17 protein-coding genes are annotated in these 26,207 nt (G+C 60.2%); 10 read left to right on the forward strand and 7 right to left on the reverse strand.

All coding sequences use genetic code 11. From position 1 onward, the window contains the following. Positions 1-154 precede the first annotated feature (154 nt). From rpsF to dnaB, 5 genes are all read left to right on the forward strand, one after another. Entirely contained in the window at positions 155-577 is a 423-nt protein-coding gene (gene rpsF, locus NF676_RS03370) for a 30S ribosomal protein S6 (protein WP_016771938.1), read from the forward strand. A 29-nt stretch (positions 578-606) separates the two neighbouring features. Next, positions 607-837, forward strand: a complete 231-nt coding sequence (gene rpsR, locus NF676_RS03375) for a 30S ribosomal protein S18 (RefSeq protein WP_002551829.1) — start codon at positions 607-609, stop codon at positions 835-837. A gap of 36 nt (positions 838-873) precedes the next feature. Beyond that, positions 874-1,767, forward strand: coding sequence for a hypothetical protein (locus NF676_RS03380; protein ID WP_016771937.1), 894 nt, complete (start codon positions 874-876; stop codon positions 1,765-1,767). A gap of 18 nt (positions 1,768-1,785) precedes the next feature. After that, the gene (rplI, locus tag NF676_RS03385) at positions 1,786-2,232 is read left to right on the forward strand and encodes a 50S ribosomal protein L9 (protein ID WP_003221136.1); all 447 of its coding nucleotides are present in this window, start codon (positions 1,786-1,788) and stop codon (positions 2,230-2,232) included. A gap of 119 nt (positions 2,233-2,351) precedes the next feature. After that, positions 2,352-3,749 (forward strand): replicative DNA helicase, encoded by a 1,398-nt coding sequence (dnaB, locus tag NF676_RS03390; protein WP_016771936.1) that lies wholly within the window; start codon positions 2,352-2,354, stop codon positions 3,747-3,749. A 39-nt stretch (positions 3,750-3,788) separates the two neighbouring features. Here the strand turns inward: dnaB and NF676_RS03395 are convergent, their stop codons facing one another. Next, the gene (locus tag NF676_RS03395) at positions 3,789-8,429 is read right to left on the reverse strand and encodes an NEL-type E3 ubiquitin ligase domain-containing protein (protein ID WP_252887231.1); all 4,641 of its coding nucleotides are present in this window, start codon (positions 8,427-8,429) and stop codon (positions 3,789-3,791) included. A gap of 3 nt (positions 8,430-8,432) precedes the next feature. Further along, complete coding sequence (locus NF676_RS03400) at positions 8,433-11,138, reverse strand: hypothetical protein (protein ID WP_252887232.1); 2,706 nt, start codon at positions 11,136-11,138, stop codon at positions 8,433-8,435. A 229-nt stretch (positions 11,139-11,367) separates the two neighbouring features. Between NF676_RS03400 and NF676_RS03405 the strand changes: the two genes are divergently transcribed. The 4 genes from NF676_RS03405 to NF676_RS03420 all read left to right on the forward strand — a co-directional run bounded on the left by NF676_RS03405 (position 11,368) and on the right by NF676_RS03420 (position 20,868). Further along, entirely contained in the window at positions 11,368-13,671 is a 2,304-nt protein-coding gene (locus NF676_RS03405) for a YgiQ family radical SAM protein (RefSeq protein ID WP_041480755.1), read from the forward strand. A gap of 456 nt (positions 13,672-14,127) precedes the next feature. Then, positions 14,128-17,403, forward strand: coding sequence for a transglutaminase family protein (locus tag NF676_RS03410; protein ID WP_252887233.1), 3,276 nt, complete (start codon positions 14,128-14,130; stop codon positions 17,401-17,403). An 88-nt stretch (positions 17,404-17,491) separates the two neighbouring features. After that, positions 17,492-19,978, forward strand: a complete 2,487-nt coding sequence (locus tag NF676_RS03415; RefSeq protein WP_252887234.1) for a circularly permuted type 2 ATP-grasp protein — start codon at positions 17,492-17,494, stop codon at positions 19,976-19,978. Continuing rightward, the gene (locus NF676_RS03420; RefSeq protein ID WP_041480721.1) at positions 19,978-20,868 is read left to right on the forward strand and encodes a transglutaminase family protein; all 891 of its coding nucleotides are present in this window, start codon (positions 19,978-19,980) and stop codon (positions 20,866-20,868) included. The genes NF676_RS03415 and NF676_RS03420 overlap by 1 nt, the downstream gene beginning before the upstream one ends. Positions 20,869-21,077: 209 nt before the next feature. Here NF676_RS03420 and NF676_RS03425 read toward each other — a convergent pair whose 3' ends face one another. Beyond that, on the reverse strand, positions 21,078-21,266 hold the full coding sequence (locus NF676_RS03425; RefSeq protein WP_016771927.1) for a hypothetical protein: 189 nt from the start codon (positions 21,264-21,266) through the stop codon (positions 21,078-21,080). A gap of 68 nt (positions 21,267-21,334) precedes the next feature. Then, positions 21,335-21,922, reverse strand: a complete 588-nt coding sequence (locus tag NF676_RS03430; protein WP_024011379.1) for a cytokinin riboside 5'-monophosphate phosphoribohydrolase — start codon at positions 21,920-21,922, stop codon at positions 21,335-21,337. A gap of 342 nt (positions 21,923-22,264) precedes the next feature. Here NF676_RS03430 and azu point away from each other — a divergent pair, with 342 nt between their 5' ends. Beyond that, positions 22,265-22,708 (forward strand): azurin, encoded by a 444-nt coding sequence (gene azu, locus NF676_RS03435; RefSeq protein ID WP_252887235.1) that lies wholly within the window; start codon positions 22,265-22,267, stop codon positions 22,706-22,708. 167 nt (positions 22,709-22,875) lie between these two features. On the opposite strand, the gene nadE is transcribed toward azu, so the two are convergent. The 3 genes from nadE to NF676_RS03450 all read right to left on the reverse strand — a co-directional run bounded on the left by nadE (position 22,876) and on the right by NF676_RS03450 (position 26,045). After that, positions 22,876-23,703 (reverse strand): NAD(+) synthase, encoded by an 828-nt coding sequence (gene nadE / locus NF676_RS03440; RefSeq protein ID WP_252887236.1) that lies wholly within the window; start codon positions 23,701-23,703, stop codon positions 22,876-22,878. A 4-nt stretch (positions 23,704-23,707) separates the two neighbouring features. Then, positions 23,708-24,931, reverse strand: a complete 1,224-nt coding sequence (gene pncB / locus NF676_RS03445) for a nicotinate phosphoribosyltransferase (protein ID WP_076565435.1) — start codon at positions 24,929-24,931, stop codon at positions 23,708-23,710. 214 nt (positions 24,932-25,145) lie between these two features. Continuing rightward, positions 25,146-26,045: a LysR family transcriptional regulator gene (locus NF676_RS03450; RefSeq protein WP_041480716.1), complete on the reverse strand. Its 900-nt coding sequence runs from the start codon at positions 26,043-26,045 to the stop codon at positions 25,146-25,148. Positions 26,046-26,207: the final 162 nt, after the last annotated feature.

The following is a 26,207-nucleotide window of genomic DNA, read 5'->3' on the forward strand; positions in this document are numbered from 1 at the left end:
AATTGCCTTGCGCGCCCGCAGTCCCTTCTCTACAATTGCGCCCCTTGCTGTGACGGCAGGCACGCCAGTGCCCCGCGCCAGCAAGTCCATAAGTGTCATTCACTCCTTGTCTGACCGTTTTTGAGCGGCAGGCTACAACCCGTAAGGAGCATTCATGCGTCATTACGAAATCATCTTTCTGGTCCACCCGGATCAGAGCGAGCAAGTCGGCGGCATGGTTGAGCGTTACACCAAGCTGATCGAAGAAGACGGCGGCAAAATCCACCGTCTGGAAGACTGGGGCCGTCGTCAACTGGCCTACGCAATCAACAATGTTCACAAGGCTCACTACGTGATGCTGAACGTTGAGTGCACTGGCAAGGCCCTGGCCGAGCTGGAAGACAACTTCCGCTACAACGATGCAGTGATCCGTAACCTGGTCATCCGTCGCGACGAAGCCGTTACCGGCCAGTCCGAGATGCTCAAGGCTGAAGAAAACCGCAGTGAGCGCCGTGAGCGTCGCGACCGTCCTGAGCACGAAGGCGCCGAAGGCACCGACAGTGATGACAGCGACAACAGCGATAACGCTGACGAGTAATCCACGGACCTTATTAAGGAGCCTATCAAATGGCACGTTTCTTCCGTCGTCGTAAATTCTGCCGCTTCACCGCTGAAGACGTGAAAGAGATCGACTACAAAGATCTCAACACTCTGAAAGCCTACGTATCCGAGACCGGCAAAATCGTTCCAAGCCGCATCACCGGTACCAAAGCTCGTTATCAGCGTCAGCTGGCCACCGCTATCAAGCGCGCCCGCTTCCTGGCCCTGCTGGCCTACACCGACAGCCACGGCCGCTGAGACCGGGCAGTCGACAAGTAGCAAAGGATTGAATGCATGCGCGCCTTAGCTGAGTTCATCATGCGAGGCCGAATGCAGGCCACTCTCGTGGTGGCCGGATGTGCAACATTGCCGTTGTTGTATTGGTTGGGTGCTGCCGCCGGGAGCCTTGTGCTGCTGCGGCGCGGATTGACGGACGCCCTTGGCGTTCTGTCACTGGGACTGCTGCCGGCCTTGATCTGGTGGCTGTATGCCGATGACCCACGGGCACTTCTGGTGCTGCTGGGGTCTTCGGGGCTTGCGTTGGTTTTGCGCGCAAGCGAATCCTGGGTCCGCACGCTGCTGGTCAGCGTAGTGATCGGAGTGGTGTTTTCAGTGGTGCTCGGGGTCGCGTTTGCGGCCCAGATCGAGATGCTTGCACAGGCCCTTATAAAGGTCATGCCGGCACTTCTCGGTGAGACCTACAAGCAATTGTCGGTCGATGAGCAAGCGCGTTTCGCGTCCCTGATTGCACCGGTCCTGACCGGACTGATTGCGGCCTTGTTGCAGATCGTCAGCGTGCTGAGCCTGATTGTCGGGCGGCATTGGCAGGCGTTGTTGTACAACCCGGGTGGTTTCGGTCGCGAGTTTCGCGCCATCCGCATCCCGCTGGGGCCGGCGATGTTACTGCTGGCGTTGATGCTTCTGGGCCCGAATCTCGGTGCACAGATGGCCATGTTGACGCCGTTGTGCAGTGTACCGCTGGTGTTCGCCGGGCTGGCCCTGATTCACGGGCTGGTCGGGCAGAAGCGACTGGCCGGTTTCTGGCTGGTGGGGTTGTACGTCACGCTGCTGTTGTTCATGCAGCTGATCTATCCGTTGCTCGTGGTTCTGGCCATTGTCGACAGCCTGATTGATTTTCGCGGTCGTCACGTGTCGAAAGACACCGACAGCGCGAACGGTGAAGGTTAAAAGTTAGAGGATTTTCACATGCAACTGATCCTTCTGGAAAAAATCGCCAACCTGGGCAACCTGGGCGACAAAGTAAACGTTAAGGCCGGTTACGGCCGTAACTACCTGCTGCCTTTCGGCAAGGCTACCGCTGCGACCGCTGCCAACCTGGCTGCGTTCGAAGAGCGTCGCGCCGAGCTGGAAAAAGCCGCCGCAGACCGTAAGGCATCGGCTGAAAGCCGTGCTGCCCAACTGGCCGAGCTGGAAGTGACCATCACTGCCACCGCTGGCGACGAAGGCAAGCTGTTCGGTTCGATCGGTACTCACGACATCGCTGACGCACTGACCGCCTCCGGCGTTGAAGTGCAGAAGAGCGAAGTTCGTCTGCCGAACGGCACCATCCGCAACGTGGGTGAATTCGACGTGGCCGTGCACCTGCACGCCGAAGTTGAAGCCACCGTACGCGTTGTCGTGGTAGCAGCTTAAGCAACATCGATCGGCTGGCGGCTTGTCCATCAGACGGTTAACATCGGGCACGATCCTGTTTACAGGTCGTGCCCTTTGTCTTTCTGAATTCCCTGCTTTTCACTAATACTCAAGTGGCCATGAACGATATCTCCGCTCCCGAGCAATACGATCTGCAAACCGCTGCCCTGAAGGTGCCGCCGCATTCCATCGAGGCCGAACAGGCCGTACTCGGTGGTCTGATGCTGGACAACAACGCTTGGGAACGCGTGCTCGATCAAGTCTCCGATGGCGATTTCTATCGACATGACCACCGTCTGATCTTCCGAGCGATCGCCAAACTGGCTGATCAGAACTCGCCGATCGACGTCGTGACCCTTGCCGAACAGCTGGACAAGGAAGGTCAGACGTCGCAAGTCGGCGGCCTCGGCTATCTTGGCGAACTGGCGAAAAACACCCCGTCCGTCGCCAACATCAAGGCCTATGCGCAGATCGTCCGCCAGCGTGCGACGTTGCGCCAACTGATCGGCATCAGTACCGAGATCGCCGACAGCGCCTTCAACCCCGAAGGCCGTACCGCCGAAGAGATCCTCGATGAAGCTGAACGGCAGATCTTCCAGATCGCCGAAGCGCGGCCGAAGACCGGCGGCCCGGTCGGCGTCAATGAGTTGCTGACCAAGGCTATCGACCGGATCGATACCCTGTTCAACACCGCCGACGCCATCACCGGCCTGTCTACGGGTTACACCGACCTCGATGAAAAGACCAGCGGCTTGCAGCCGTCCGACCTGATTATCGTCGCCGGCCGTCCGTCGATGGGTAAAACCACCTTCGCGATGAACCTGGTGGAAAACGCCGTGTTGCGCAGCGAGAAGGCTGTCCTGGTTTACTCCCTCGAGATGCCAGGCGAATCGCTGATCATGCGTATGCTGTCTTCGCTCGGCCGAATCGACCAGACCAAGGTGCGTTCCGGCCAGCTCGAAGATGACGACTGGCCGCGCCTGACGTCAGCGGTCAACCTGCTCAATGATCGCAAACTGTTCATCGATGACACCGCCGGTATCAGCCCGTCCGAGATGCGCGCGCGGACCCGGCGTCTGGTGCGTGAGCACGGCGATGTCGGCTTGATCATGATCGACTACCTGCAACTGATGCAGATCCCCGGTTCCAGCGGTGACAACCGCACCAACGAGATTTCCGAGATCTCGCGATCGCTGAAAGCGCTGGCCAAGGAATTCAACTGCCCGGTAGTCGCCCTGTCGCAGCTCAACCGCTCCCTCGAACAACGCCCGAACAAACGCCCGGTCAACTCCGACTTGCGCGAATCCGGAGCGATCGAGCAGGACGCCGACGTGATCATGTTCGTTTATCGCGACGAGGTGTATCACCCGGAAACCGAGCACAAGGGCATTGCCGAAATCATCATCGGCAAACAGCGTAACGGCCCGATCGGGTTTATTCGGCTGGCGTTCATCGGCAAGTACACGCGCTTCGAAAACCTCGCGCCGGGCAGTTACAACTTCGACGACGACGAGTAACAGCAGACCGGATCATCCGGCCTGCTGTCGTGGTCGGTTTCAATCGGCCGAAGCTGCCGTCTCGCTGCTTGCAGTTGTTTCGACTCCGTCACCGGGGCGAATTTCCTCGCGGGTCAGTGCCTGGATCAGCGTCGCTTCGCTGATGGCCAGCTGTGCTGTGACGTCATTGGTTTGCGCCTGATATTCGGTTTCGGTCAGGGCATTTGTCGCAGACTGCGCGTCCAGTGCGGCCTGTTTCTGTTGATAGGGCTGACGTGCGGCGTCGAACCGGGACGAGTATTTGTGCGTGATGAAGTCCTGCCAGAAATCCATCGATACCAGAGCCTGAAACTCATCGGGGGAGTCGTTCAAGGCGATGACCTTTCGGTAGGCCACTTCCAGCATCGGCGATGTGACGCCGGCCATGCCGATAAAGGACAGTGTCTGCGGCTGAAACGGTAACTGCAGCCGATCCTTGAGCCCAAAGCGGTAGGCCATCGTCATCTCGTGCGGGTCGCGCAAGCGCAGCTGATGGATATTGCGCTCCCTCGCTGAAGTTTGCGGATCGTCGACGATTGCCCTGCTCGCAGCGATTTCGGCTGCGGCCAGATCATCGACCTGTCTGAGTCTGAACAGGCTTCTGGACAGGTCCACCAATCGAGCACCATCGCCGTCTTGCCTCGCCTGCATTCGCGCCTTGTGCGTCATGGTCAGTACTTGCATGTCTGTAAACGTGGCAGCGGCAAGGTCAGTGCAGCCAGCCTCGCAGGCGCGATCAAAAACGTCTCTGCGCAGCGCACGTGTCTGCACGCTGTTCTCGCTGATCGCATCGACCACGTCCCAGATCTGTCGGCGGAAATCGGCATGGTGGGCGAGCTTGGAAATGATGTTGAAAAAGCCATCTGAGCCCACCTGTGCTTTGAGCCTGTTCAATTGCTCGGCGCGAATCATCGCCTCGTCTGCCGTCATGCCGACGGTCAACTGCGGATAGACCGAAACAGAGTTCGTTGCCACTGCTTGCGGGTGGGCTGCCGAAAGAGAAGTCGTCAGCAGGTTCAATGGATTGTAGAGCGATGCTGCGGAGCGGTTCAGCCATTCACCGTAGCCGGCCAGGCGTTCTCGTGTGTATGCGCTCAGGGGATTACCGCTTATCTGAGTGCCACTGTTGACCTGAATCGAATGCGTCAGGCGATCCGCTGCCGGTGCGACGACAAAGTCGGGCAGACTCGTGATCCGGTTGTCGTTCAGATGGACCTTGCCCAGCAGGGGCTGATCGAACAGTCCGGTTGGCCAGCTTTCGATGCCCGTATTGGACATGTCGACCTCGCGCATGTCAGTGATCGCACTGAAATCCGGGCTCACGCTCAAGTGCGGGTTGTCGTGAATCCACAAGGCCCTCAGAGTGGTTCTCCCGGCCAGTATCTGCGCGGTCTCGGCGGTGAGTTCCAGTTGATTGCCCTGCAGGAACAACCGCGTCATCCCGTGCATCTCGCCGATGGCCGGAGGGAGATCCCTGAGTCGATTGTTCGCCATGTTCAGCCAGCGCAAATGCCGGAAGCGGGTCAGGAAACCTTCCGGGGATTCGGTGAGATTCATGTTGTTGAGTTTGAGTGAGCCGACATGGCTGAAGTCGCTGCTCAGATCCGGCAGGGTTGGCAGTGTCAAACCGCTCAAATCCAGTTCAAGACCTATCGGCGTGCCGTCGAAGGCGTGTTGCTCGGGCGTTTCACGTCGCCAGCAACTGATGATCCGGTCACGTGCCTCGATGCGCTCATTGCGGGTTTGAGTGTTGGCGTGCAATTGATTGACGCGGATATAGCGCAGACGATTGCTGCCTCCGGAAAAAACCCAGTCATCCAACTGGTTTTTCAGCACGGCGAAATCCTGCTCGAGCGCCAACAGCCTGGTCGCGACAGTGCCCTTGTCATGGCTCCAGATAAAATCCCGGCAGGCCTTGATGCTTTTGCCCGGAAACAGTCTTCGGTAGCGTTGCGCTCGCGAGTTCTCAGTATCGAATACGGCGGGGTGGGCTGGAGTCATCAACTCGGGATGCAGTTCATTGAGTCTTCGCCAGTAGCCATCGAACTTTCTCCAGTAAGGCGAAGGGAAGTCGTTGCCCTCAATCAGCGTGCGGTTGTTGATCCGCGCGACCACGGCCAATTGATCGGCAGGCGGGTTGATATGCGCGTCGGGGACGATGCGCAGTTTATTGTTGCTGAGGTCGACGCCGGTCAAGGTGGTCTTGTCAGCCAGCCCGAGGGGCCACTCGCTGATTCCGGTGTTCCTCAGCTCCAGTGTCTGCAGTCCGGACATCGCGCTGAAATCGGGCGGTATCTGCAGTGGGTTGTCAGAGAGCTTGACGGTAACCAGCTGATGCAATGCACTCAATGCACCAGCGCTGTGCTCATCGAGTTTTATCTGGTTTTCAGTCAGATTGAGGTGGGCGAGCCGGCTCATCCCGCTGATGGCTGCGGGCAATTTTTTCAGGCCGGAGCGGGTGATCGTCAGAATGTCCAGATCAGGCAACCGCGACAGGAACGTGTCGGCAGTGTCGGACCAGACGACGTTATTGAGGATGAGCATTTTCAACCGACTGAAGTCGGCCGTCAGTGACGGTAGCGGTCCGTTCACTGCTGGCAGCATGAGCGACGTCGATTCCTGGAGCCAGCAGTCCTTGATAGTCCGGGCAATGTATTCTGCCCGAAGCTTTTCCTGGCCGGCGGCGCTGGATGCTGCCGACGTGCTGTCGGCGACGTAAGCCTGCAGCTGTGCGTCGAGCACCTTGAACTCCTCGAAACGCCGGCTGATCGTGGCTTCTGCATCATCCCCCAGACCGATCAGGTATTCCCGGGCAGTTTGCGGGGTTCTCTCTGGATGCATCTGCAGCAGCATGGCGACTTCTGGAATGTCGCCATCAATCCGGAATGCAGCCGTGCGTGCGCTGGTGATCAGTGCCGGGTATTGCGCCGTAACCCGCTGCCAATAGACTTCCAGCCGCCGCCAATAACCGCTGGCGAAGGGATTGCCTTCGATCAGGGTGACGCGGTTGATATTGGCGATGGCGAGCAACTGATCACTCGCCGGGTTGATGATTGTCTGTGGAATTTCGCGCAATCGGTTGTCGCGCAGATCGATTGACTCTATCGCTAGCTGATCTCGCAGCCCCGTTGGCCATTCATCCAGCCCGGTGTTGCGCAGACTCACGGTCTTGAGCTGGAGCATGCCGCTGAAGTCCAGGGTCTTGCCCAGCGGGTTGTCCGACAGATCAAGGCTTTCCAGTTGGCTGAGCGAAGCCAGCTCGCCGGCGGTTTGCTCGCTCAGTTCAATGCGGTTCGCTCGCAGGTCCAGTTCCTTCAGGCCGGGCATCTGCGTGAGGTTCGCCGGCGGTGTATCGAGCGCCGAAGCGTTGATTTTCAAGCGCTCAAGGGCTGTGAACCGCTTGAGAAAAGTTTCGGAGCCCGCCGACCATTCCACCGCCTGCAAGTGCAGCGTGCGTACATGGCTGAAATCTGCCGAGAGCGCAGCGATGCCGGCGCCGCCAAGATCCAGCTGCAGCGTTGTTCCCGTCTGCCGTTTCCAGCAACGCTTGATCTCTTGCGCGGCGCGCTCCACCGAGGGATGGGCCGCCCCGCCGGCCAGCGTACTGGTCTTCAGCCACGTCGCGAGTTCCAGCTTCAAGGTCTTGTATTCAGTCTCGACGCGGGTCAAGAAGCCTTGTACATCGTCGCTGTGGGGGCTCAGCAGCGTGCGGATCTGCTCGCTGTCCAGAGAGGGATAAAGTTTTCGCAGTCGCGATTGTGGCGTGCGCAGTCGGTTGAACGCGGTGTTGAGCCGTTCCCGCAGCCCCGGTGAAGCCGGTTGGTCGGGACTGCCACGCTGCATTCCGCCGGCTCCGCCGACTACGATGCCTTGCCAGCCCTGACGGGCATCGAACACCACAGGCTCGGATCTGCCAGGGCGCGTAGCGCTGTAGATGTTGTCGATGTCGGCGGCGACAGGATCTTGCGGGCGAACGATGCGCATCACTTCGGCCAGAGGCGTCGATGCATCGGAATCGTACAGGACCTGATAGCCGTGATTATCGATCACTGCATAGAGCTTGCCGTCATGGCGGTGCAGCCCGTCGCTGTCGGGTGAGCTGGTGCTGAAGTCGAGCGGCGTGCGAAACGCCTGCAGACGCGCCCCCGATAAAGCGAAGGTGCTTGGTTGCGAAAATTCCAGCGCATGCCATCGACCACTCTCGGGGTCGTGCAGCATCAGCGGTCCGGAGGGAATCGATTCACTGGCCAGCCTGGCGCGCCAGAGGCCGCTCTGCGCATCCTTGCCCACCTGCACGAAGCCACCATCGGTCATTTCCACGTAATGGCGGCCCTTGAATGTTCTCAGGCCTTCAGCGTCGGCATCGGGCAAGCCGATCGTTGCACTGAGCCGGTAATGCTCAGGCGGGTGGCCCACATGAGCGAAGGCGTCATGCATTGAAGCAATCGCCTGCACTGTGACGTTGGGAGCAGGAACGATTGCATCAGGATCGATACCGTCTGTGGGCCTGTTCGCGCGGATTGACGGGCCGCTCAACGTGGTCGGATCCAGGCCGGGGCGCGGGGTCAGGTTGAGGCGTGGCGGGGGCGTATCCATGGATGTGTCCGGTCGAATATGTGAATGACCGGGAAGCGTCACTTTCGACGGCGGTTTGCTTGGCATGTCTTACATTCCTTGTAGTCGTTGCACGGTAGCTTCTTCAGCGGAAGCTGCCGGCCTGTTCGGCGTCATTGCCTGAGGCTGTGTCATCGGGTGAGCGGAGGCGGCGGCCAGGTCGAAGATTTTCTGCGCTGTGCGTCCATCGAGATATTCGCGCCAGACAGGTTGATGCGGCCGCTGCGCCAGTTCTTCCCTGCGCTGCGATTGAATACCCCTGCTGCTTTGTTCAAGGGTTTTCAAATGCGCGCCGCGCACGTTGAAATTCAAGTCCGGGGAATCCTGTCTCGCATAATGAAAATGTGCGTGCCAGAGGGGATCGTGGGTATGTGCATCGGTGACTAGATAGATGTCGAGATATTGCCGGTCCGAACCCTTGCCACGTTTCAATCGGCTCTCGATTTTCCGGGCGTTCACGTGGCCCTTGTCGATCAGGTACAGCAGTCGGTCGACGTTCAGAACATGCTTGTCCTTATAGATTCGCAGGCGGATGTTTTCGCCCTCATTGCGCAGACGTTCACTGGCGTCCTGCAGGCGCCGAATCAGCGCGGTGGTCTCATCATGGGCCAGTTCCGCCCGCTGCAACTGCAATACGGTGTCATCCATTGCCCCGGCGCTGCTTTCGAGCATCTCGACAATGTTGTCCGGATGGTTTCTTTGCCGTTCTTCGTGGAGGGCAGCGCGGACATGCGCGTCGACACGGTCAAGGTGCCGAGTGGCTTCGGCAACCAATGACGGCAAGCTCCTCTGCGGCGTTGTCCGCGGCGAACGCCATTCACCGCGTCCTCGGTCATAGGTCTGTGACGGCTGCCTGGGATTGTGGAGGTTGCGGACCTCAATCACCTCTTCGTTTTGCGCGGTGCGTCGAGACTCGCCGACATTGAGCTTGTAGACGCCGTTTTTCTTTGCCCGAAAGATGAGCTTGGGCGGCGGTTGGAGACCGCTTCTGTCCTGGGCCGGAATGAACTCGAAATCAATGTTCTGCTGGTCGAACGTCAGCACCGGACGGTCAGCCTGATGGAGAAACTGGTTCAAGCGGCCTACCAGCGTCTGCTCGAATATTTCGATTTCCGCAGTGATCTCCCTGCGTGAAGTGGCGTGCTGCTCCCCCGGTGCCAGATCAAGGCGTTCGAACCAGTGGCGGATGGCTGTGCATTCCTGGAACAGGTTATTCAATACGGCAGGGTGGGAAACTTCGGGAACTGCGCCAAGCGCTCCGTAAACAAAGGTCACCTGACCAAAGCGGGTGGCCAGTTCCGATGCCAGAGGGGCGTTGCCGGCCGATTGTGGGGTATCCAGCATCAGACTTTTGGTCAGGACCCAGGAGGCAACAACGTTATGGGTGTCCATTGGTGAAAGAACATCCGCGCTGAACTCGTCTGGAGAGACCCGCCATTTGTTCACCAGATTGTCGGCGATTTGCTGGCGCTCTTTCAGATGACTCAGCATCCTGCCCAGAACGTTGACTGTTCGCGGAAGCCGCTCCGGGTCGAGGTCGATCATCGGACCCTCCAGGGCGTGGCGCGTCAAGCCGCATTCGATCAGTTGCTGATAGGCGAGCATCTGTTTTTTTTGCAGCCTGATTATGTTGTTCAGGTAAGCGTCCTGCTTCATGAAGCGCTTGATCGAGGATTTTTGCTCCTCGTAGTATTTCAGCGCCTTTCCAAGGTGTTTCAGTTCTTTGTGGCAGTGAACCTCGCGATCAAGCAGCGCCATTGTTTCGCGTCGAACGGTTTGCGCATGCTCTCCCTGCGCGTTACTCGCCTCCAGCCAGGCGTTTATCAGCTGTTCACGTTTATCCTGATCCTGCTTGATCCGCTTGTTGATACCCTCGAGTGCGACTGTCACCTCCAGATGCAGCCATAAGTCTGAGGGTCGCGCCGCTGCGCCTCTCGGCATTCCGGCTACACCTGTCAAGGAGGTTCCGCGCCAGCCGGATTGAGCATTGAAAGTAATCGCTTCCGACCTGCCGGGACGTGATGCGACGTAAACGTTTGTCGCATCGGCGGCGATCGGATCTTCAGGGCGAACGATGCGCATCACCGCTCTGTGCGGTGTCGAGGCCTCGAGATCATGCAGAACCTGATAGGCGTAGCTCTCGATCTGCACATAGAGTTTGCCGTTGAAGCGCAACAGGCCATCGCCGTCCGGCTCGACCGTGCTGAAATCCAGATCGGTGCGAAACGCCTCCAGCCGGGTCGTGGACAAGGGGTAGGTGGAGGGCGCCGAGGTGTCGATGGGCTGCCAGAGACGGCTGTCGGTATCGAAGCGCAATAGCGGTCCCGACGCGTGCAATTCGCTGGGCAATTTTGCCCGGTAGAAACCGCTGGCCGAGTCCAGACTCACCTGTACGGTGCCACCCTCCGGTACCTGGACATACTGGCGTCCATTGAGCGTCGACATGCCTTCGGCATCGGCCGCCGGCAGCACAACCAGCGAAGTGATCCAGTAATCCTTCAAAGGGCGGTTGTGCACAAAGGCAACAGATTGCGCTACCGCCGCCGTTCTGACCGCCGCCCGCGCAGGCATGGGGATAATGTGGTTGAGCACGTGATCGATCGCTGTTGCGATCGTTGTTGTCGGGCGCGTGGGAATCCTGAGCCCCGACGCGCCATCGAAGGACAGGGGGAAACCAGGCCGGGTTAGCGAATAATCGGGTCGCGGATTATGGATCGAGACGGTAGTGATGCCTCTGATTGGCGGTTTGGGTGACATTGCCTGTCTTCCTTTACATTGAATGCCCCGTTACTCCCGGGGGAGTGCTGCGGGCGGGCGGCTTCCTTGCCGTTTTGGTGCGTCGTACGCTCAGCGAAAACTCGTGATGTGTCGCGGGCTGGCTGCGCGAGACCAGCTCGCAGAGAAACCGACCACCGTCGTCGGAATTGGTCAAAATTTGTGCTATATTCCGCGCCCGCGATTTTTCACTTCAACACCGGTCGTCGACATGCAAGCAGCCAAGCCGTTATTTGACTATCCCAAATATTGGGCCGAATGTTTCGGGCCAGCGCCATTCCTGCCGATGAGCAGGGAGGAGATGGATCAGCTCGGCTGGGATTCGTGCGACATCATCATTGTTACCGGTGATGCCTACGTCGATCATCCGTCGTTCGGCATGGCGATCATCGGCCGGCTGCTGGAGTCGCAAGGTTTCCGCGTCGGGATCATCGCGCAGCCGAACTGGCAGTCCAAAGACGACTTCATGAAGCTCGGCGAGCCGAACCTGTTCTTCGGCGTCGCGGCGGGCAACATGGACTCGATGATCAATCGTTACACCGCGGACAAGAAAATCCGTTCCGATGACGCGTACACGCCCGGCGGCATGGCCGGCAAGCGTCCGGATCGCGCCAGTCTGGTCTACAGCCAGCGCTGCAAGGAAGCCTACAAGCATGTGCCGATCGTGCTCGGCGGCATTGAAGCCTCGCTGCGCCGCATCGCCCACTACGACTATTGGCAGGATCGCGTGCGCAACTCGATCCTGATCGACGCCAGCGCCGACATTCTGCTGTACGGCAACGCCGAGCGGGCCATTGTCGAAGTTGCCCAGCGCCTGTCGTGGGGCCACAAGATCGAAGACATCACCGATGTGCGCGGCACCGCGTTCATCCGTCGCGACACGCCACAGGGCTGGTACGAAGTCGACTCCACGCGCATCGACCGTCCGGGCAAGGTCGACAAGATCATCAACCCGTACGTGAATACCCAGGACACCCAGGCCTGCGCCATCGAGCAGGAAAAAGGCCCGGTCGAAGATCCGCAGGAAGCCAAGGTCGTGCAGATCCTGGCCAGCCCGCGCATGACCCGTGACAAGACCGTGATTCGTCTGCCGTCGATGGAGAAGGTGCGCAACGACCCGGTTCTTTACGCCCACGCCAACCGCGTGTTGCACCTGGAAACCAACCCGGGCAACGCCCGTGCGCTGGTGCAGAAGCATGGCGAGCTCGATGTCTGGTTCAACCCGCCGCCGATTCCGATGACCACCGAAGAAATGGACTACGTGTTCGGCATGCCTTACGCCCGTGTGCCGCACCCGGCGTACGGCAAGGAGAAGATCCCGGCCTACGACATGATCCGTTTCTCGGTGAACATCATGCGTGGCTGCTTTGGTGGCTGCACCTTCTGCTCGATCACCGAGCACGAAGGCCGCATCATCCAGAACCGTTCCGAAGAGTCGATCATTCGCGAAATCGAAGAGATCCGCGACAAGGTGCCGGGTTTCACCGGCGTGATTTCCGACCTCGGCGGCCCGACTGCAAACATGTACCGCATCGCCTGCAAGAGCCCGGAAATCGAATCCGCCTGCCGCAAGCCTTCGTGCGTGTTCCCCGGTATCTGCCCGAACCTGAACACCGACCATTCGTCGCTGATTCAGCTGTATCGCAGCGCCCGTGCCCTGCCGGGTGTGAAGAAGATCCTGATCGCCTCCGGTTTGCGTTACGACCTCGCCGTCGAGTCGCCGGAATACGTCAAGGAGCTGGTGACTCACCATGTCGGCGGTTATCTGAAGATCGCCCCGGAGCACACCGAGGAAGGTCCGCTCAACCAGATGATGAAGCCGGGCATCGGCAGCTATGACAAGTTCAAGCGCATGTTCGAGAAGTACACCAAGGAAGCGGGCAAGGAGCAGTACCTGATTCCGTACTTCATCGCTGCCCACCCGGGCACCACCGACGAAGACATGATGAACCTTGCTTTGTGGCTCAAGGGCAATGGCTTCCGCGCCGATCAGGTGCAGGCGTTCTACCCGTCGCCGATGGCCACCGCCACGGCGATGTACCACTCGGGCAAGAACCCGCTGCGCAAGGTGACGTACAAGAGCGACGGCGTGACCATCGTCAAGAGCGAAGATCAGCGTCGTCTGCACAAGGCGTTCTTGCGTTATCACGACCCGAAAGGCTGGCCGATGCTGCGTGAAGCGCTGGTCCGCATGGGCCGCGCCGATCTGATCGGGCCGGGCAAGGATCAACTGATCCCGGCGCATCAGCCTGCCACCGACAGCTACCAGAGCGCCCGTCGCAAGAACTCGACGCCAGCCGGCAGCCACAAGGTCGCCAAAGAGAAGACCACCAAGATTCTCACTCAGCACACCGGTCTGCCGCCGCGTGCCAGTGATGGCGGTAATCCGTGGGACAAGCGTGAACAGGCCAAGGCTGCGGCATTCGCCCGCAACCAGCAGGCGGCCAAGGAGCGCAAGGATGCGGCCAAAGGCAAAGGGCCGAAGCCGACACGCAAGCCGGTCGTGCCGCGCTAAACACTGCTTGAGCTGAACAGAACGCCAACCTTCGGGTTGGCGTTTTGCTGATCGTTCCCACGCTCCGCGTGGGAATGCCTCTCGGGACGCTCCGCGTTCCAGCCGTTACTCGCAGTATTGTCGAACATGGTTGTGACGCGGAGCGTCACGGGCTGCATTCCCACGCAGAGCGTGGGAATGATCAAGTTGTTGCCGCTGGCCTCTTCGCGAGCAGGCTCGCTCCCACGGGGGAACGCATTCCAAATGTGGGAGCGAGCCTGCTCGCGAAAGCGTCCGATCAAACACCGCAAGAATCAGCGTCCGCAACATTTGCGTGCAACTGAGTCCAAGCATTTCCTCGCATCGCCCGGTTTTGGTGCTGTACTGCCTTGAGCATTTCGCGAAAGCGCGCAAGCCTGTGCATGGCATAAGTCTTGCGCGCTTTCCCATACGCCCAAGGCTCGCAGGAGGCACGCCGTGTCGATTCATGTCGCATTGCATCACGTCACGCATTATCGCTACGACCGCGCTGTCGAACTCGGCCCGCAGATCGTCCGCCTGCGCCCGGCGCCCCACAGCCGCACGCGAATTCTTTCCTATGCGCTGAAAGTCTCGCCCGAGCAGCATTTCATCAACTGGCAGCAGGACCCCCAGGGCAATTACCTGGCACGTCTGGTGTTCCCCGAAAAAACCGCAGAGCTGCGCATCGAAGTCGATCTGGTCGCGGAAATGGCGGTGTTCAATCCGTTCGACTTCTTCCTCGAACCGTACGCCGAGAGAATTCCGTTCAGCTACGCCGCCGATGAACGCAAGGAGCTGGCGCCGTACCTCGAAACCCTGCCGCTGACGCCAACGTTCAAGGCTTACCTGGACAGCATCGACCGCACGCCGCTGCCTGCGGTGGATTTTCTGGTGGCGCTCAATCAGCGCCTCAGTGAAGACATCGGCTACCTGATCCGCATGGAGCCCGGCGTGCAGACTCCTGAGCACACACTGCAACACGCCTCCGGTTCCTGCCGTGATTCGGCATGGTTGCTGGTGCAGCTGTTGCGCAATCTCGGTCTGGCGGCACGGTTTGTTTCCGGTTACCTGATTCAACTGACCGCCGACGTGAAAAGCCTCGACGGCCCGTCCGGCACTGAAGTCGACTTCACCGACCTGCATGCCTGGTGCGAGGTGTATTTGCCGGGTGCCGGCTGGATTGGCCTTGATGCGACGTCCGGGCTGTTCGCCGGGGAAGGGCATATTCCGCTGGCGTGCAGTCCCGATCCGTCCTCGGCGGCGCCGATCAGTGGTCTGGTCGAACCTTGCGAGACACAGTTCAGCCATGAAATGTCGGTCGAGCGAATCTGGGAAGCGCCGCGCGTCACCAAGCCTTACACCGATGAACAGTGGCGGGCGATCCAGGCACTGGGCCGGCAGATCGATGCCGACCTGCTCGAAGGCGATGTGCGCCTGACCATGGGCGGCGAGCCGACCTTCGTCTCCATCGACGATCCGGACGGCGCCGAATGGAACACCGCCGCGCTGGGGCCGGACAAGCGCCGGCTGTCCGCCGAACTGTTTCAGCGCCTGCGCAAGCAATACGCACCACAGGGGCTGGTGCATTTCGGCCAGGGCAAGTGGTATCCCGGCGAGCAGTTGCCGCGCTGGTCGCTCAATTGTTGCTGGCGCCGCGACGGTCAGCCGATCTGGCACAACGACGCATTGATCGCCGACGAACAGCAGGGCTATGGCGCCGACGGCGCACTGGCCGGACGCTTTCTCGCCAGCGTCGCCGAGCGGCTGAAGTTGCCTGCGCGCTTTGTGTTCCCGGCCTACGAGGATCATCTCTACTACCTGTGGCGCGAGGGTGCGTTGCCCGGCAACGTCAGCGCCGAAGATTCGCGTCTGGAAGAGCCATTGGAGCGCGCGCGATTGCGCAAGGTCTTCAGTCAGGGCCTGAACAAGGTGATCGGCCAGGTGCTGCCGCTGGCGCGCACGGCCAAGGGCGATCAATGGCAGAGCGGGCGCTGGTATCTGCGTGACGAGCACTGTCGCCTGGTGCCGGGGGATTCGCCGCTGGGTTACCGCTTGCCGCTGGCCTCGCAGCCGTGGGTGAAAGCGGCGGAATATCCGTTCATCCGTCCCAACGATCCGAATCAGGACTTCGCTGAACTGCCGGATCCGGCGCAGCTCGGTGTGCACGGCGAACCTGCTGCGCTGGATGAGCGGGTGCCGAAAAACGATGAGTCCGCTGACTGGCTGACCCGTACCGCATTCTGCGCCGAGGCCCGCGAAGGCCGGCTGTATCTGTTCATGCCGCCGCTGGAGCGGGTCGAGGATTATCTGGAACTGGTCTCGGCCATTGAGGCCACCGCCGAAGAACTGCACTGCCCGGTGCTGCTGGAAGGCTATGAACCACCAAGTGATCCGCGCCTCAGCAATTTCCGTGTCACTCCGGACCCGGGCGTGATCGAGGTCAACGTGCAGCCATCGGCAAGCTGGGACGAGTTGGTCGAGCGCACCGAGTTTCTCTATGAACAGGCACGGCAAACCCGCCTGACCACCGAAAAGTTCATGATCGACGGGCGCCACACCGGTACCGGCGGCGGCAATCATTTCGTCCTCGGCGGCGCGACACCAGCGGACTCACCGTTTCTGCGGCGGCCGGATCTGCTGCGCAGCCTGATCAGTTACTGGCACAACCATCCTTCGCTGTCGTACCTGTTTTCCGGGCTGTTCATTGGTCCGACGTCCCAGGCTCCACGGGTTGATGAGGCGCGCAATGACGCCTTGTACGAACTGGAAATCGCCTTTGCGCAAATGCCGGAACCGGGCGAGGAATGTGCACCGTGGCTGGTCGATCGACTGCTGCGCAATTTGCTGATCGACGTCACCGGCAATACCCATCGCGCCGAATTCTGCATCGACAAACTGTATTCACCGGACGGCGCCACCGGGCGTCTTGGCTTGCTGGAACTGCGCGCTTTTGAAATGCCGCCCCATGCGCGCATGAGTCTGGCTCAGCAGTTGTTGCTGCGGGCGCTGGTCGCGCGGTTCTGGCGCGAGCCTTACGCGCCGGCGAAACTGGCGCGCTGGGGCACCGAGCTGCACGACCGCTTTCTGCTGCCGCACTTTATCGAGCAGGATTTCGCCGACGTTATCGTCGAACTCAACAACGCCGGCTACCCGTTGCGCGCCGAGTGGTTCGCGGCGCATCTGGAATTTCGTTTTCCCAAGGTCGGCGACTACGCCGTCAATGGCATCGAGCTGGAACTGCGCCAAGCCCTCGAACCTTGGCACGTGCTGGGCGAGGAGGGCTCGGCGGGCGGCACGTTGCGCTACGTCGATTCATCGCTGGAGCGCTTGCAGGTCAAACTCAATGGCCTGCCGCCACAGCGCTATCTGCTGACTTGTAATGGCGTCGCGGTGCCGTTGCACCCGACCGGACGAGTAGGCGAGTTTGTCGCCGGGGTGCGCTTTCGGGCCTGGCAACCAGCCAACTGTCTGCATCCGACCATAGCGGTGCACGCACCATTGGTATTCGACCTGCTCGATACCTGGATGGGGCGTTCGGTGGGCGGTTGCCAGTATCACGTGGCCCATCCCGGCGGGCGCAATTACGAAACCTTGCCGGTCAATGCCAATGAAGCGGAGAGCCGGCGCATGGCGCGGTTTTTCCGCCTCGGACACACGCCGGGGAAACTTCCCGTACCCAAAGTAGAAATCAATGACGAGCTACCGATGACCATCGATCTGCGCCGTTTCTAGAGCCTACGCAACACGCGGATTTTTCGTATATCCGCGTGTCATGTGCCTGCGTTAGTCTGACCGTTCCCTGCTGTCTGCCGAGCTTTCCATGCCTGACCTGTTAGACCGCTACCCGCTGACTGCGGGCACCTATCACGAACTGCTCGACGGCAGCGGCGCAGTGCGTGCGCATTGGCAGCGGCTGTTCGATCAGTTGCAGCGCAGCAGCCCCGCGCAACTGGTGCAGCGTCAGGCCTTGCTGGCGCGGCAGATTCAGGAAAACGGCGTCACCTACAACGTCTATGCCGATCCCAAGGGCGCTGATCGGCCGTGGGAACTGGATCTGCTGCCCCATGTGATCGCGGCAGATGAATGGCAGCACTTGTCCGCCGGCATCGCTCAGCGCGCGCGCTTGCTCAATGCAGTGCTGGCGGATCTGTACGGTCCGCAACGGTTGATCAGCGAGGGCCTGCTGCCCGCCGAGCTGGTCTTCGGGCACAACAATTTTCTCTGGCCCTGTCAGGGCATTGCTCCGCCCGAGTCAGCTTTTTTGCATTTGTACGCCGTGGATCTGGCGCGCACGCCGGACGGTCGCTGGTGGGTCACTGCCGATCGCACACAGGCACCGTCCGGTGCCGGCTATGCGCTGGAAAACCGCACCATCGTCTCCCGTGCCTTTCCTGATTTGTACCGTGATCTCAAGGTGCAGCATCTGGCCGGTTTCTTCCGCACCTTGCAGGAAACTTTGGCCCGTCAGGCACCGGAGGGCGATGACGCACCGCTGGTGGTGCTGCTGACACCGGGGCGGTTCAATGAAAGTTATTTCGAACATCTGTATCTGGCGCGCCAGCTCGGCTATCCGCTGGTCGAGGGCGGCGATCTGACGGTGCGCAATGCCACCGTTTACCTGAAAACCCTCAGTGGCCTGCGCCGGGTGCACGCGATCATGCGCCGCCTCGACGATGATTTCTGCGACCCGCTGGAACTGCGTACCGACTCGGCGCTTGGCGTCCCCGGTCTGCTTGAGGCGGTGCGTCAGGGGCGGGTGCTGGTGGCCAATGCGCTGGGCAGCGGCGTGCTGGAATCGCCGGGGCTGTTGGGGTTTCTGCCGAAGATCAATCAGTACCTGTTCGGCGAAGAACTGATCCTGCCCTCGATCGCCACCTGGTGGTGCGGTGAAGCGCCGGTGCTGGCGCAGGCGCTGGAAAAACTTCCGGAGCTGTTGATCAAACCGGCGTTCCCGTCGCAGAGCTTCGCGCCTGTTTTCGGCCGTGACTTGAATGAAAGCCAGCGCCTCGAGCTGGCGCAGCGTATGCAGGCACGGCCTTATGCCTACGTCGCGCAAGAGCTTGCGCAACTGTCGCAGGCGCCGGTCTGGCAAGCCGAGGACGGTCATCTGCAACCCCGCGCGATCGGCATGCGCATGTATGCGGTGGCCAGCCACGATGGCTACCGCGTGTTGCCGGGCGGTCTGACCCGAGTGGCGGCCGAGGCTGATGCCGAAGTGGTGTCGATGCAGCGCGGCGGGGCGAGCAAGGACACCTGGGTGCTCAGCGACCGTGCGCCGAGTGGCGAGCAGTGGAAGGCGCAGCGCAATGTCGGCGTGCACGATCTGGTGCGGCGCGATCCTTACCTGCCATCGCGGGTAGTGGAGAATCTGTTCTGGTTCGGCCGCTACTGCGAACGCTGCGACGACAGCGCGCGGCTGCTGCGCATCATGCTCACGCGTTACGTCGATGGCGATGATCCGCAGGCGCTGCAAGCAGCGGTCGATCTCGGCGAGCGGCTGGCCTTGCTGCCCGATGAAGGCGAACTGCCGGAGCGCCTGCTCGCTGCGTTGCTGGGCGAGGATTGGTCGTTCAGCCTGCGCTCCAACTTGCAACGCCTGCAATGGGCCGCCTCGCAAGTGCGCGGCAAGCTGTCCCGGGAGAACTGGCAGGCGCTGGTCGAATTGCAGCGCGAGGCGCTGGAGCTGGAAGTCGATGAACCGGACTTCGGCGAACTGCTGGATTTCCTCAACCGTCTGGTGATGTCGCTGGCGGCGCTGTCGGGGTTTGCGCTGGATGACATGACCCGCGATGAAGGCTGGCGCTTTCTGATGATTGGCCGGCGCATCGAACGCCTGCAATTTCTCAGCAGCAGCCTCGCCGCGTTTCTGCGCGGTGCGGGTGCGTTCGATCAGGCGGGGCTTGAGTGGTTGCTGGAGTTGGGTAACAGCAGCATCACCTACCGCTCGCGCTATCTGGCGGTGGCGCAACTGATTCCGGTGCTCGATCTGCTGTTGCTGGATGAGCAGAACCCCCACGCGGTGCTGTTTCAGCTGAAACTGGTCACCCGCACGCTGAAACGCTTGAACGACGACTTCGGCGCACCTCGCGAAACCGCGCTGCCGCAGCTGGTCGAACGCCTCTCGCGGTTTGATCTCGGTTGTCTGGAGAACCCGCTGTTCGGCAAATCCAGCGTACGTGCCGCGCTGGATGGTCTGGCCGATCTGTTGCAGGAAATCGCCGAAGCCAGCGGCCAGGTATCGGATCGTCTGGCCCTGCGCCATTTCGCCCATGTCGATGATGTCAGCCAGCGAACGGTGTCCGTGTGATGAGCGCTCAGTACCAGATCTTCCACGACACCTGTTATCACTACGACAGCCCGGTTTCCCTCGCGCAGCAACTGGCGCACCTGTGGCCGCGCGAATGCAGCTGGCAACGCTGCACCGAGCAGCAGTTGCTGATCAGCCCCGAACCGACCATGCGCCGGGATGAGCTGGATGTTTTCGGCAATCCGCTGACGCGGTTGGCCTTTGAGCGGCCCCATGACCAATTGCAGGTCAACGCCCGGCTGACGGTCGAAGTGCTGGCGCGCCCGGCGCTGGATTTCAATCACTCGCCAGCGTGGGAGCAGACCCGCGATGCGCTGACCTACAGCAGTCAGCCGTTGTCCGCCGACTTGCTCGAAGCCTGTCGCTACCGGTTCCAGTCACCTTATGTGCATTTGAAGCGCAGCTTCGTCGAGTTCTCGCAAAGCTGTTTTCCGCCAGGGCGACCGTTGCTGCTCGGGGTGCAGGCGCTGATGCAGAAGATCTTCAGCGAATTCACCTTCGATGCCGAAGCCACCCAGGTGGCGACGCCGCTGGTGGAAGTGCTGGAGCGTCGACGCGGCGTGTGTCAGGACTTCGCTCATCTGATGCTGGCCTGTGTGCGCTCGCGCGGTCTGGCGGCGCGTTATGTCAGCGGCTACCTGCTGACCCAGCCGCCGCCGGGACAGCCACGCCTGATCGGCGCCGACGCCTCGCATGCGTGGGTATCGGTGTTCTGTCCGGTATCGGGCTGGGTGGATTTCGATCCGACCAACAATGTGCGGCCGGCGCTGGAACACATCACGTTGGCGTGGGGAAGGGATTTCTCCGATGTGTCGCCGCTGCGCGGAGTGATTCTCGGTGGGGGTAATCACGACCCGGAAGTGCGGGTTACGGTGATGCCTCAGAATTGATGAGTCTTCAAATGTGGGAGCGAGCCTGCTCGCGAAAGCGTCAGGTCAGCCAATAGATTTGTAACAGATATATCGCATTCGCGAGCAGGCTCGCTCCCACAGGGGATTTTGGTGTTTCAGGGAAAGCAGGGCTGTGAGGGCCGGCAGCAGAACTGTCAGCCCCGTCACAAATCCGCAGGGTCTGATTCGATCATCAAACCCGGTGGGGCTCAGGCGTCGGGCGTCTGATCTTTCGGTGCATCGGATGCATCAACATCATCATCGGTCGCCACTTCACCGTCAGGGTTCAGTGCCGCTTCTTCAGCGGTTTGCTTCTTGCGCTGAAGCTTTTCCTCTTTCTTCTGTTCCTTTGCCAGGTCTCGTTGACGTTTGGCGAAGGAGTAATTGGGTTTGGCCATGGGCGATCCTCTGGGGTCGAAGGTGAGGTTGAGCGGCGCGTATTCTGCCCTGTATCGGTGTCCGGGGGTTAACCGGGTTTTTGGTCGACCCACTTGGGTGTGACGGTCGGCTGCCACTGATCGAGGGCGTCGAGCAGGGAATCTGGCGATTCGCTCACTTGCAGCATGTCACGGTGTGGCGCGCGAACGAAGCCTTCGCCGACGATATGATCGAGAAAAGCCGTGAGTTTGCTGTAGAAACCGTTCACTTCCAGCAGCCCCAAAGGCTTGCCGTGGTAGCCGAGCTGGCCCCAGGTCCAGACTTCGAACAGCTCCTCCAGCGTGCCGAGGCCGCCGGGCAGGGCAATGAATGCATCGCTGAGTTCGGCCATCCGCGCCTTGCGCGCATGCATGCCGTCGACCACTTCCAGGCGCGTCAGGCTCTTGTGGCCGATCTCTTTGTCCATCAGGCTTTGCGGAATGATGCCGATCACTTCGCCGCCAGCGGCCAGCGCGGCATCAGCCACAATGCCCATCAAGCCGACCGCGCCGCCGCCGTAGACCAGCGTCAGATTTCGCTCGGCCAATGCCCGGCCAAGGGCCACGGCAGCTTCGGTGTAAGCCGGCACGGTACCGGCGTTGGCACCGCAAAACACACAAACGGATTTCAGCGACATGCGTTACTCCTGAGTCGATCAGGCGCACAGGGTAACGGCTGGCACGCTGCGCTCCAAGGACTAGACTTCGCGTTCAGGTGATTCAAAAGTACCGCTGGCGCCACAGGCGTAGGCGGCGAGCAAGCTGCATAACAGACCATTAAAGAACATGACTGGCACTCCGTTTCAGTAGGTGGGCCGATCATAGGGCTGGCCGTACGAAATGGCCGTTAGATTGTGTCGATGAGTGTCATAGCCTGAAAGTTGTATACAATTTTTGACTCAAGTCATATGAACTTGCGATGATTTCAGGCAGTCTTTCCACCACTAGTGTTTTTGTTAACCCTGCCTTGGAGATTCACCATGTTTTCCAAAGTTGTTGCGGTATCCCTGCTGGCGCTGGCCAGCAGCCAATTGATGGCTGCCGAGTGCAAAACCACCGTTGATTCCACCGATCAGATGACCTTCAACACCAAGGAAATCGTGATCGACAAGAGCTGCAAGACCTTCACCGTCGAACTGACCCACTCCGGCAGCCTGCCGAAGAACGTCATGGGCCATAACCTGGTGATCAGCAAAGAAGCTGACATGCAGCCAATCGCTACCGACGGCCTGGCAGCCGGTATCGACAAGAACTACCTGAAAGATGGCGACGCCCGCATCATCGCGCACACCAAGATCATCGGCGCCAAGGAAACCGATTCGGTGACCTTCGATGTGGCCAAGGTAGCTGACGGTGACTACGGCTTCTTCTGCTCGTTCCCTGGGCACATCTCGATGATGAAAGGCACCGTCGTCGTCAAGTAAACCAGGCACAAAAAAAGCGTCCCCCCGGGACGCTTTTTTTGTGTAGGAGCTGCCGAAGGCTGCGGTCTTTTGATCTTGATCTTGAAAGCAAGATCAAAAGATCGCAGCCTCGTTGCACTCGTCAGCTCCTACAGGCTCCTACAGGCTCGTGCAGGCATTTCCATACCTCAAGGCGCAAACGGCATGACCCGCTTGTGATGAGTCTTGTTGTAAGTATCAACGATGATCTTCGCCGCCTCGTCCCGCACTGTTTCCCCGTGCAGAAACGCATCGATCTCGGCATAGGTCACGCCGTGCGCCGCTTCGTCCGGCTTGCCCGGCGACAAGTCTTCGAGGTCAGCCGTCGGCACTTTCTCGACCAGCGATTCCGGCGCACCAAAGCTGCGGGCAATGGCGCGCACCTGATTTTTCACCAGGCCGCTGAGCGGGGCGAGGTCGCAGGCGCCATCGCCGAATTTGGTGAAGAAACCCATCACCGCTTCTGCCGCATGGTCGGTGCCAATCACCAGACCGCCCGCCACTCCGGCAATCGTGTACTGCGCCACCATGCGCATCCGCGCCTTGGTATTGCCCAGCACGAAATCCACCGACGCCGCCGGTTTGCCTTCGAACGCTGACACCTGAGCCGCCAGTGCCTTGACCGCCGGGCCGATGTTCACGGTGTGGATTTCGTCAGGGGCGATGCAGTCGAGCGAAGCCTTGGCGTCGTGCTCGTCGAACTGGGTTTCATACGGCAGGCGTACGGCGATGAATTTGTAGCGGTCGTCGCCGGTTTTTTCGCGCAGTTCACGTACCGCGCGCTGGGCCAGGAGGCCGGCGGTCAGTGAGTCGACGCCGCCGCTGATGCCCAGCACCAGGGTCTTGAGCCCGGAATTGACCAGACATTCCTGGATGAACGTCAGGCGCCGGGTGACTTCGGCCTGCAGGGCCTGATCGTCGGCGAACGGTGGTTGCACCTTGAGCTGCTCAGCAATCTCACGCTGTACGGCTTGCATGAATTCACTCCTTGCTAGATAGACTGGATTCGGCAGGAACCTTGAACACATGTCGCAAATAGGCGACGAAATTCGGATCTTTGCAGTGGGTCTTGCCAGGCTCGTCGGAGATCTTCGCCACCGGCTGGCCGTTGCAGGCGGTCATTTTAAGCACGATGCTCATCGGTTCGACACCCGGGATATCACAAGTGAGGTTGGTACCGATGCCGAAGCTCACATTGATGCGACCGTGCAGCGCGCGGAAAATCTCCAGCGATTTGGGCAGGGTCAGACTGTCGGAAAACACCAGGGTCTTGCTCATCGGGTCGATGCCGAGCTTGTGATAGTGCGCGATGCACTTTTCACCCCACGCCACCGGGTCCCCGGAATCGTGGCGCAGACCGTCGAAGAGCTTGGCAAAGAACAGATCGAAATCGCCAAGAAACGCATCGGTGGTAATGCAGTCGGTGAGGGCGATACCGAGCAGGCCACGGTATTCGCGAACCCAGCAATCGAGCGCGGCGATCTGGCTGTCGATCAGGCGCGGGCCGAGTTGCTGATGGGCCATGATCCACTCGTGAGCCATGGTGCCCAGCGGTTTCATGTCCAGCTCGCGGGACAGGTGCACATTGCTGGTACCGACGAAACGACCCGGGAAGTCGTGCTTGAGCACGTTGACCACTTCGGCCTGCACGCCAAAGGAAAAGCGTCGACGCGTGCCGAAATCGGCAACCTGCAATTGCGACAGCTCATCGGCCGAAGCATTGGCGGTCAGCCAGTCGAACTTGCGATACAGCTGTTCGCGTGCCTGCTCCAGCGAAGTCTCCCGGTAGCGATAGCGATTGCGCACTTCGCTGACGATCGCCAGCAGCGGCACTTCGTAGAGGATCACATGCAGCCATGGCCCGCGCAGACGGATGAACAACTCTCCGTTCTCGATGCCGGTGTGCAGGTAACGCAGGTTGAAGCGGAACAGACCGAGGAAGCGCAGGAAATCCGGTTTCAGGAAGGTGATGCGCTCGAGAAAACTCAACTGATCGGCACTCAGGCTCAGCTCGGCCAGTCGCTCGATCTGATGACGGATCTCGGCCAGATACGGGCGCAGATCCTCGGCATTGCGGCAGCGGAACTCCCATTCGACTTCGACGTTGGGGTAGTTGTGCAGCACCGCCTGCATCATCGTCAGCTTGTAGAAGTCGGTGTCGAGCAGGTTCTGCACGATGCGATCGGCAAACACACTCTCGCTCATAAACGGGTCTCCAGTTGCGCCGCGTCCGGCGCGGTCTATATCGATGGCGCTAGTGGCGCATATCGGCGGTGGGGATTGCCAGCATTTTTTCAGAGCGCCGCAGATCCACTGTGGGAGCGAGCCTGCTCGCGAATGCGGTGTGTCAGTTAAAGATGATGTGGCTGACCCGACGCTTTCGCGAGCAGGCTCGCTCCCACAGGGATCCCGGTTGACCTCACACCGGGCTATCGATTTGTTCAAGCATCCATTTCACAAAATCCCGCACCTTCGGCACTTCCGCCGCGTGCTCCGGGTAGGCCAGGTAATAGGCATCGCTGCTGGGCATCGCATGCTGCCAGGGTATGACCAGTTTGCCTTCGGCCAATTCCTCTTCCACCAGAAACCGCGGCAGCAGCGCCACGCCACATCCGACCTGGGCGGCGCGGATGCACATGTAAAAGGTTTCGAAACGCGGCCCGTGGTAGCTGTGTTCGGTGTGGTAGCCCTGACTGTCGAACCAGTCGTGCCAGGCCTGCGGTCGCGAGGCATTTTGCAGTAGCACCAGGTCGGTGAGTTGCGTCGGGTCAGTGAATGGCGTGTCCGGCAGGCTGCCCGGGGCGCAGACCGGCACCAGTTGTTCGCCGAACAATTTCAGGCATTCGGTGCCCGGTCGCGAAGCCTGGCCGAAATAGAAGGCCAGATCGCTGCGCCCCTGCAACAGATCATCGGCTTCCTGCTCGTTGCACAGATCCAGATGAATCGACGGATGGCGCAGGCGCCAGCCTTTCAGGCGCGGCACCAGCCAACGGGCGCCGAAGGTCGACGGGGTGGAGACACGCAAGACTTCGGTTTCGCCGCCGTAGGAGCGCAGGTAATGCGTCGACATCTCCACTTGGCTGAGGATTTTTCTGACCTCGACCAGATACAAATCCCCGGCCGGTGTCATCTGCAAGCGCCGACGCACGCGGCGGAACAACAAATGCTGCAACAGTTCTTCAAGCTGTGCGACCTGTTTGCTCACCGCACTCTGGGTCAGGTTCAGCTCTTCGGCGGCGCGGGTAAAACTCAGGTGCCGGGTCACGGCCTCGAAGCATTGCAGCGCGGTGATCGAGGGCAAGTGGCGTCTGTTCAGCATGGCCAGTCCTTTTTCTTGTCTTTCGCTAGGCAGCATGAATAAACGGAATGATATCTGGCGTAAAGGTCGTTTGTTGCATCGCCGCACTGAGGCTACAACTAAAGGCCTGCCCGGCCATGCAAAGGATGGCCGCACACATTCTGTTTTTGCTTGAGGAGAGAC

The organism is Pseudomonas siliginis (assembly GCF_024072275.1).
Taxonomy (GTDB): domain Bacteria; phylum Pseudomonadota; class Gammaproteobacteria; order Pseudomonadales; family Pseudomonadaceae; genus Aquipseudomonas; species Aquipseudomonas siliginis.

Coding starts and splice junctions, on each gene's coding strand:
- rplI (WP_003221136.1), top strand. CDS start 1,786: ATGCAACTGATCCTTCTGGAAAAAATCGCCAACCTGGGCAACCTGGGC.
- rpsF (WP_016771938.1), top strand. CDS start 155: ATGCGTCATTACGAAATCATCTTTCTGGTCCACCCGGATCAGAGCGAG.
- NF676_RS03420 (WP_041480721.1), top strand. CDS start 19,978: ATGAGCGCTCAGTACCAGATCTTCCACGACACCTGTTATCACTACGAC.
- dnaB (WP_016771936.1), top strand. CDS start 2,352: ATGAACGATATCTCCGCTCCCGAGCAATACGATCTGCAAACCGCTGCC.
- azu (WP_252887235.1), top strand. CDS start 22,265: ATGTTTTCCAAAGTTGTTGCGGTATCCCTGCTGGCGCTGGCCAGCAGC.
- NF676_RS03380 (WP_016771937.1), top strand. CDS start 874: ATGCGCGCCTTAGCTGAGTTCATCATGCGAGGCCGAATGCAGGCCACT.
- NF676_RS03415 (WP_252887234.1), top strand. CDS start 17,492: ATGCCTGACCTGTTAGACCGCTACCCGCTGACTGCGGGCACCTATCAC.
- NF676_RS03450 (WP_041480716.1), bottom strand. CDS start 26,045: ATGCTGAACAGACGCCACTTGCCCTCGATCACCGCGCTGCAATGCTTC.
- NF676_RS03430 (WP_024011379.1), bottom strand. CDS start 21,922: ATGTCGCTGAAATCCGTTTGTGTGTTTTGCGGTGCCAACGCCGGTACC.
- nadE (WP_252887236.1), bottom strand. CDS start 23,703: ATGCAAGCCGTACAGCGTGAGATTGCTGAGCAGCTCAAGGTGCAACCA.
- NF676_RS03400 (WP_252887232.1), bottom strand. CDS start 11,138: ATGTCACCCAAACCGCCAATCAGAGGCATCACTACCGTCTCGATCCAT.
- rpsR (WP_002551829.1), top strand. CDS start 607: ATGGCACGTTTCTTCCGTCGTCGTAAATTCTGCCGCTTCACCGCTGAA.
- NF676_RS03405 (WP_041480755.1), top strand. CDS start 11,368: ATGCAAGCAGCCAAGCCGTTATTTGACTATCCCAAATATTGGGCCGAA.
- NF676_RS03425 (WP_016771927.1), bottom strand. CDS start 21,266: ATGGCCAAACCCAATTACTCCTTCGCCAAACGTCAACGAGACCTGGCA.
- pncB (WP_076565435.1), bottom strand. CDS start 24,931: ATGAGCGAGAGTGTGTTTGCCGATCGCATCGTGCAGAACCTGCTCGAC.
- NF676_RS03395 (WP_252887231.1), bottom strand. CDS start 8,429: ATGCCAAGCAAACCGCCGTCGAAAGTGACGCTTCCCGGTCATTCACAT.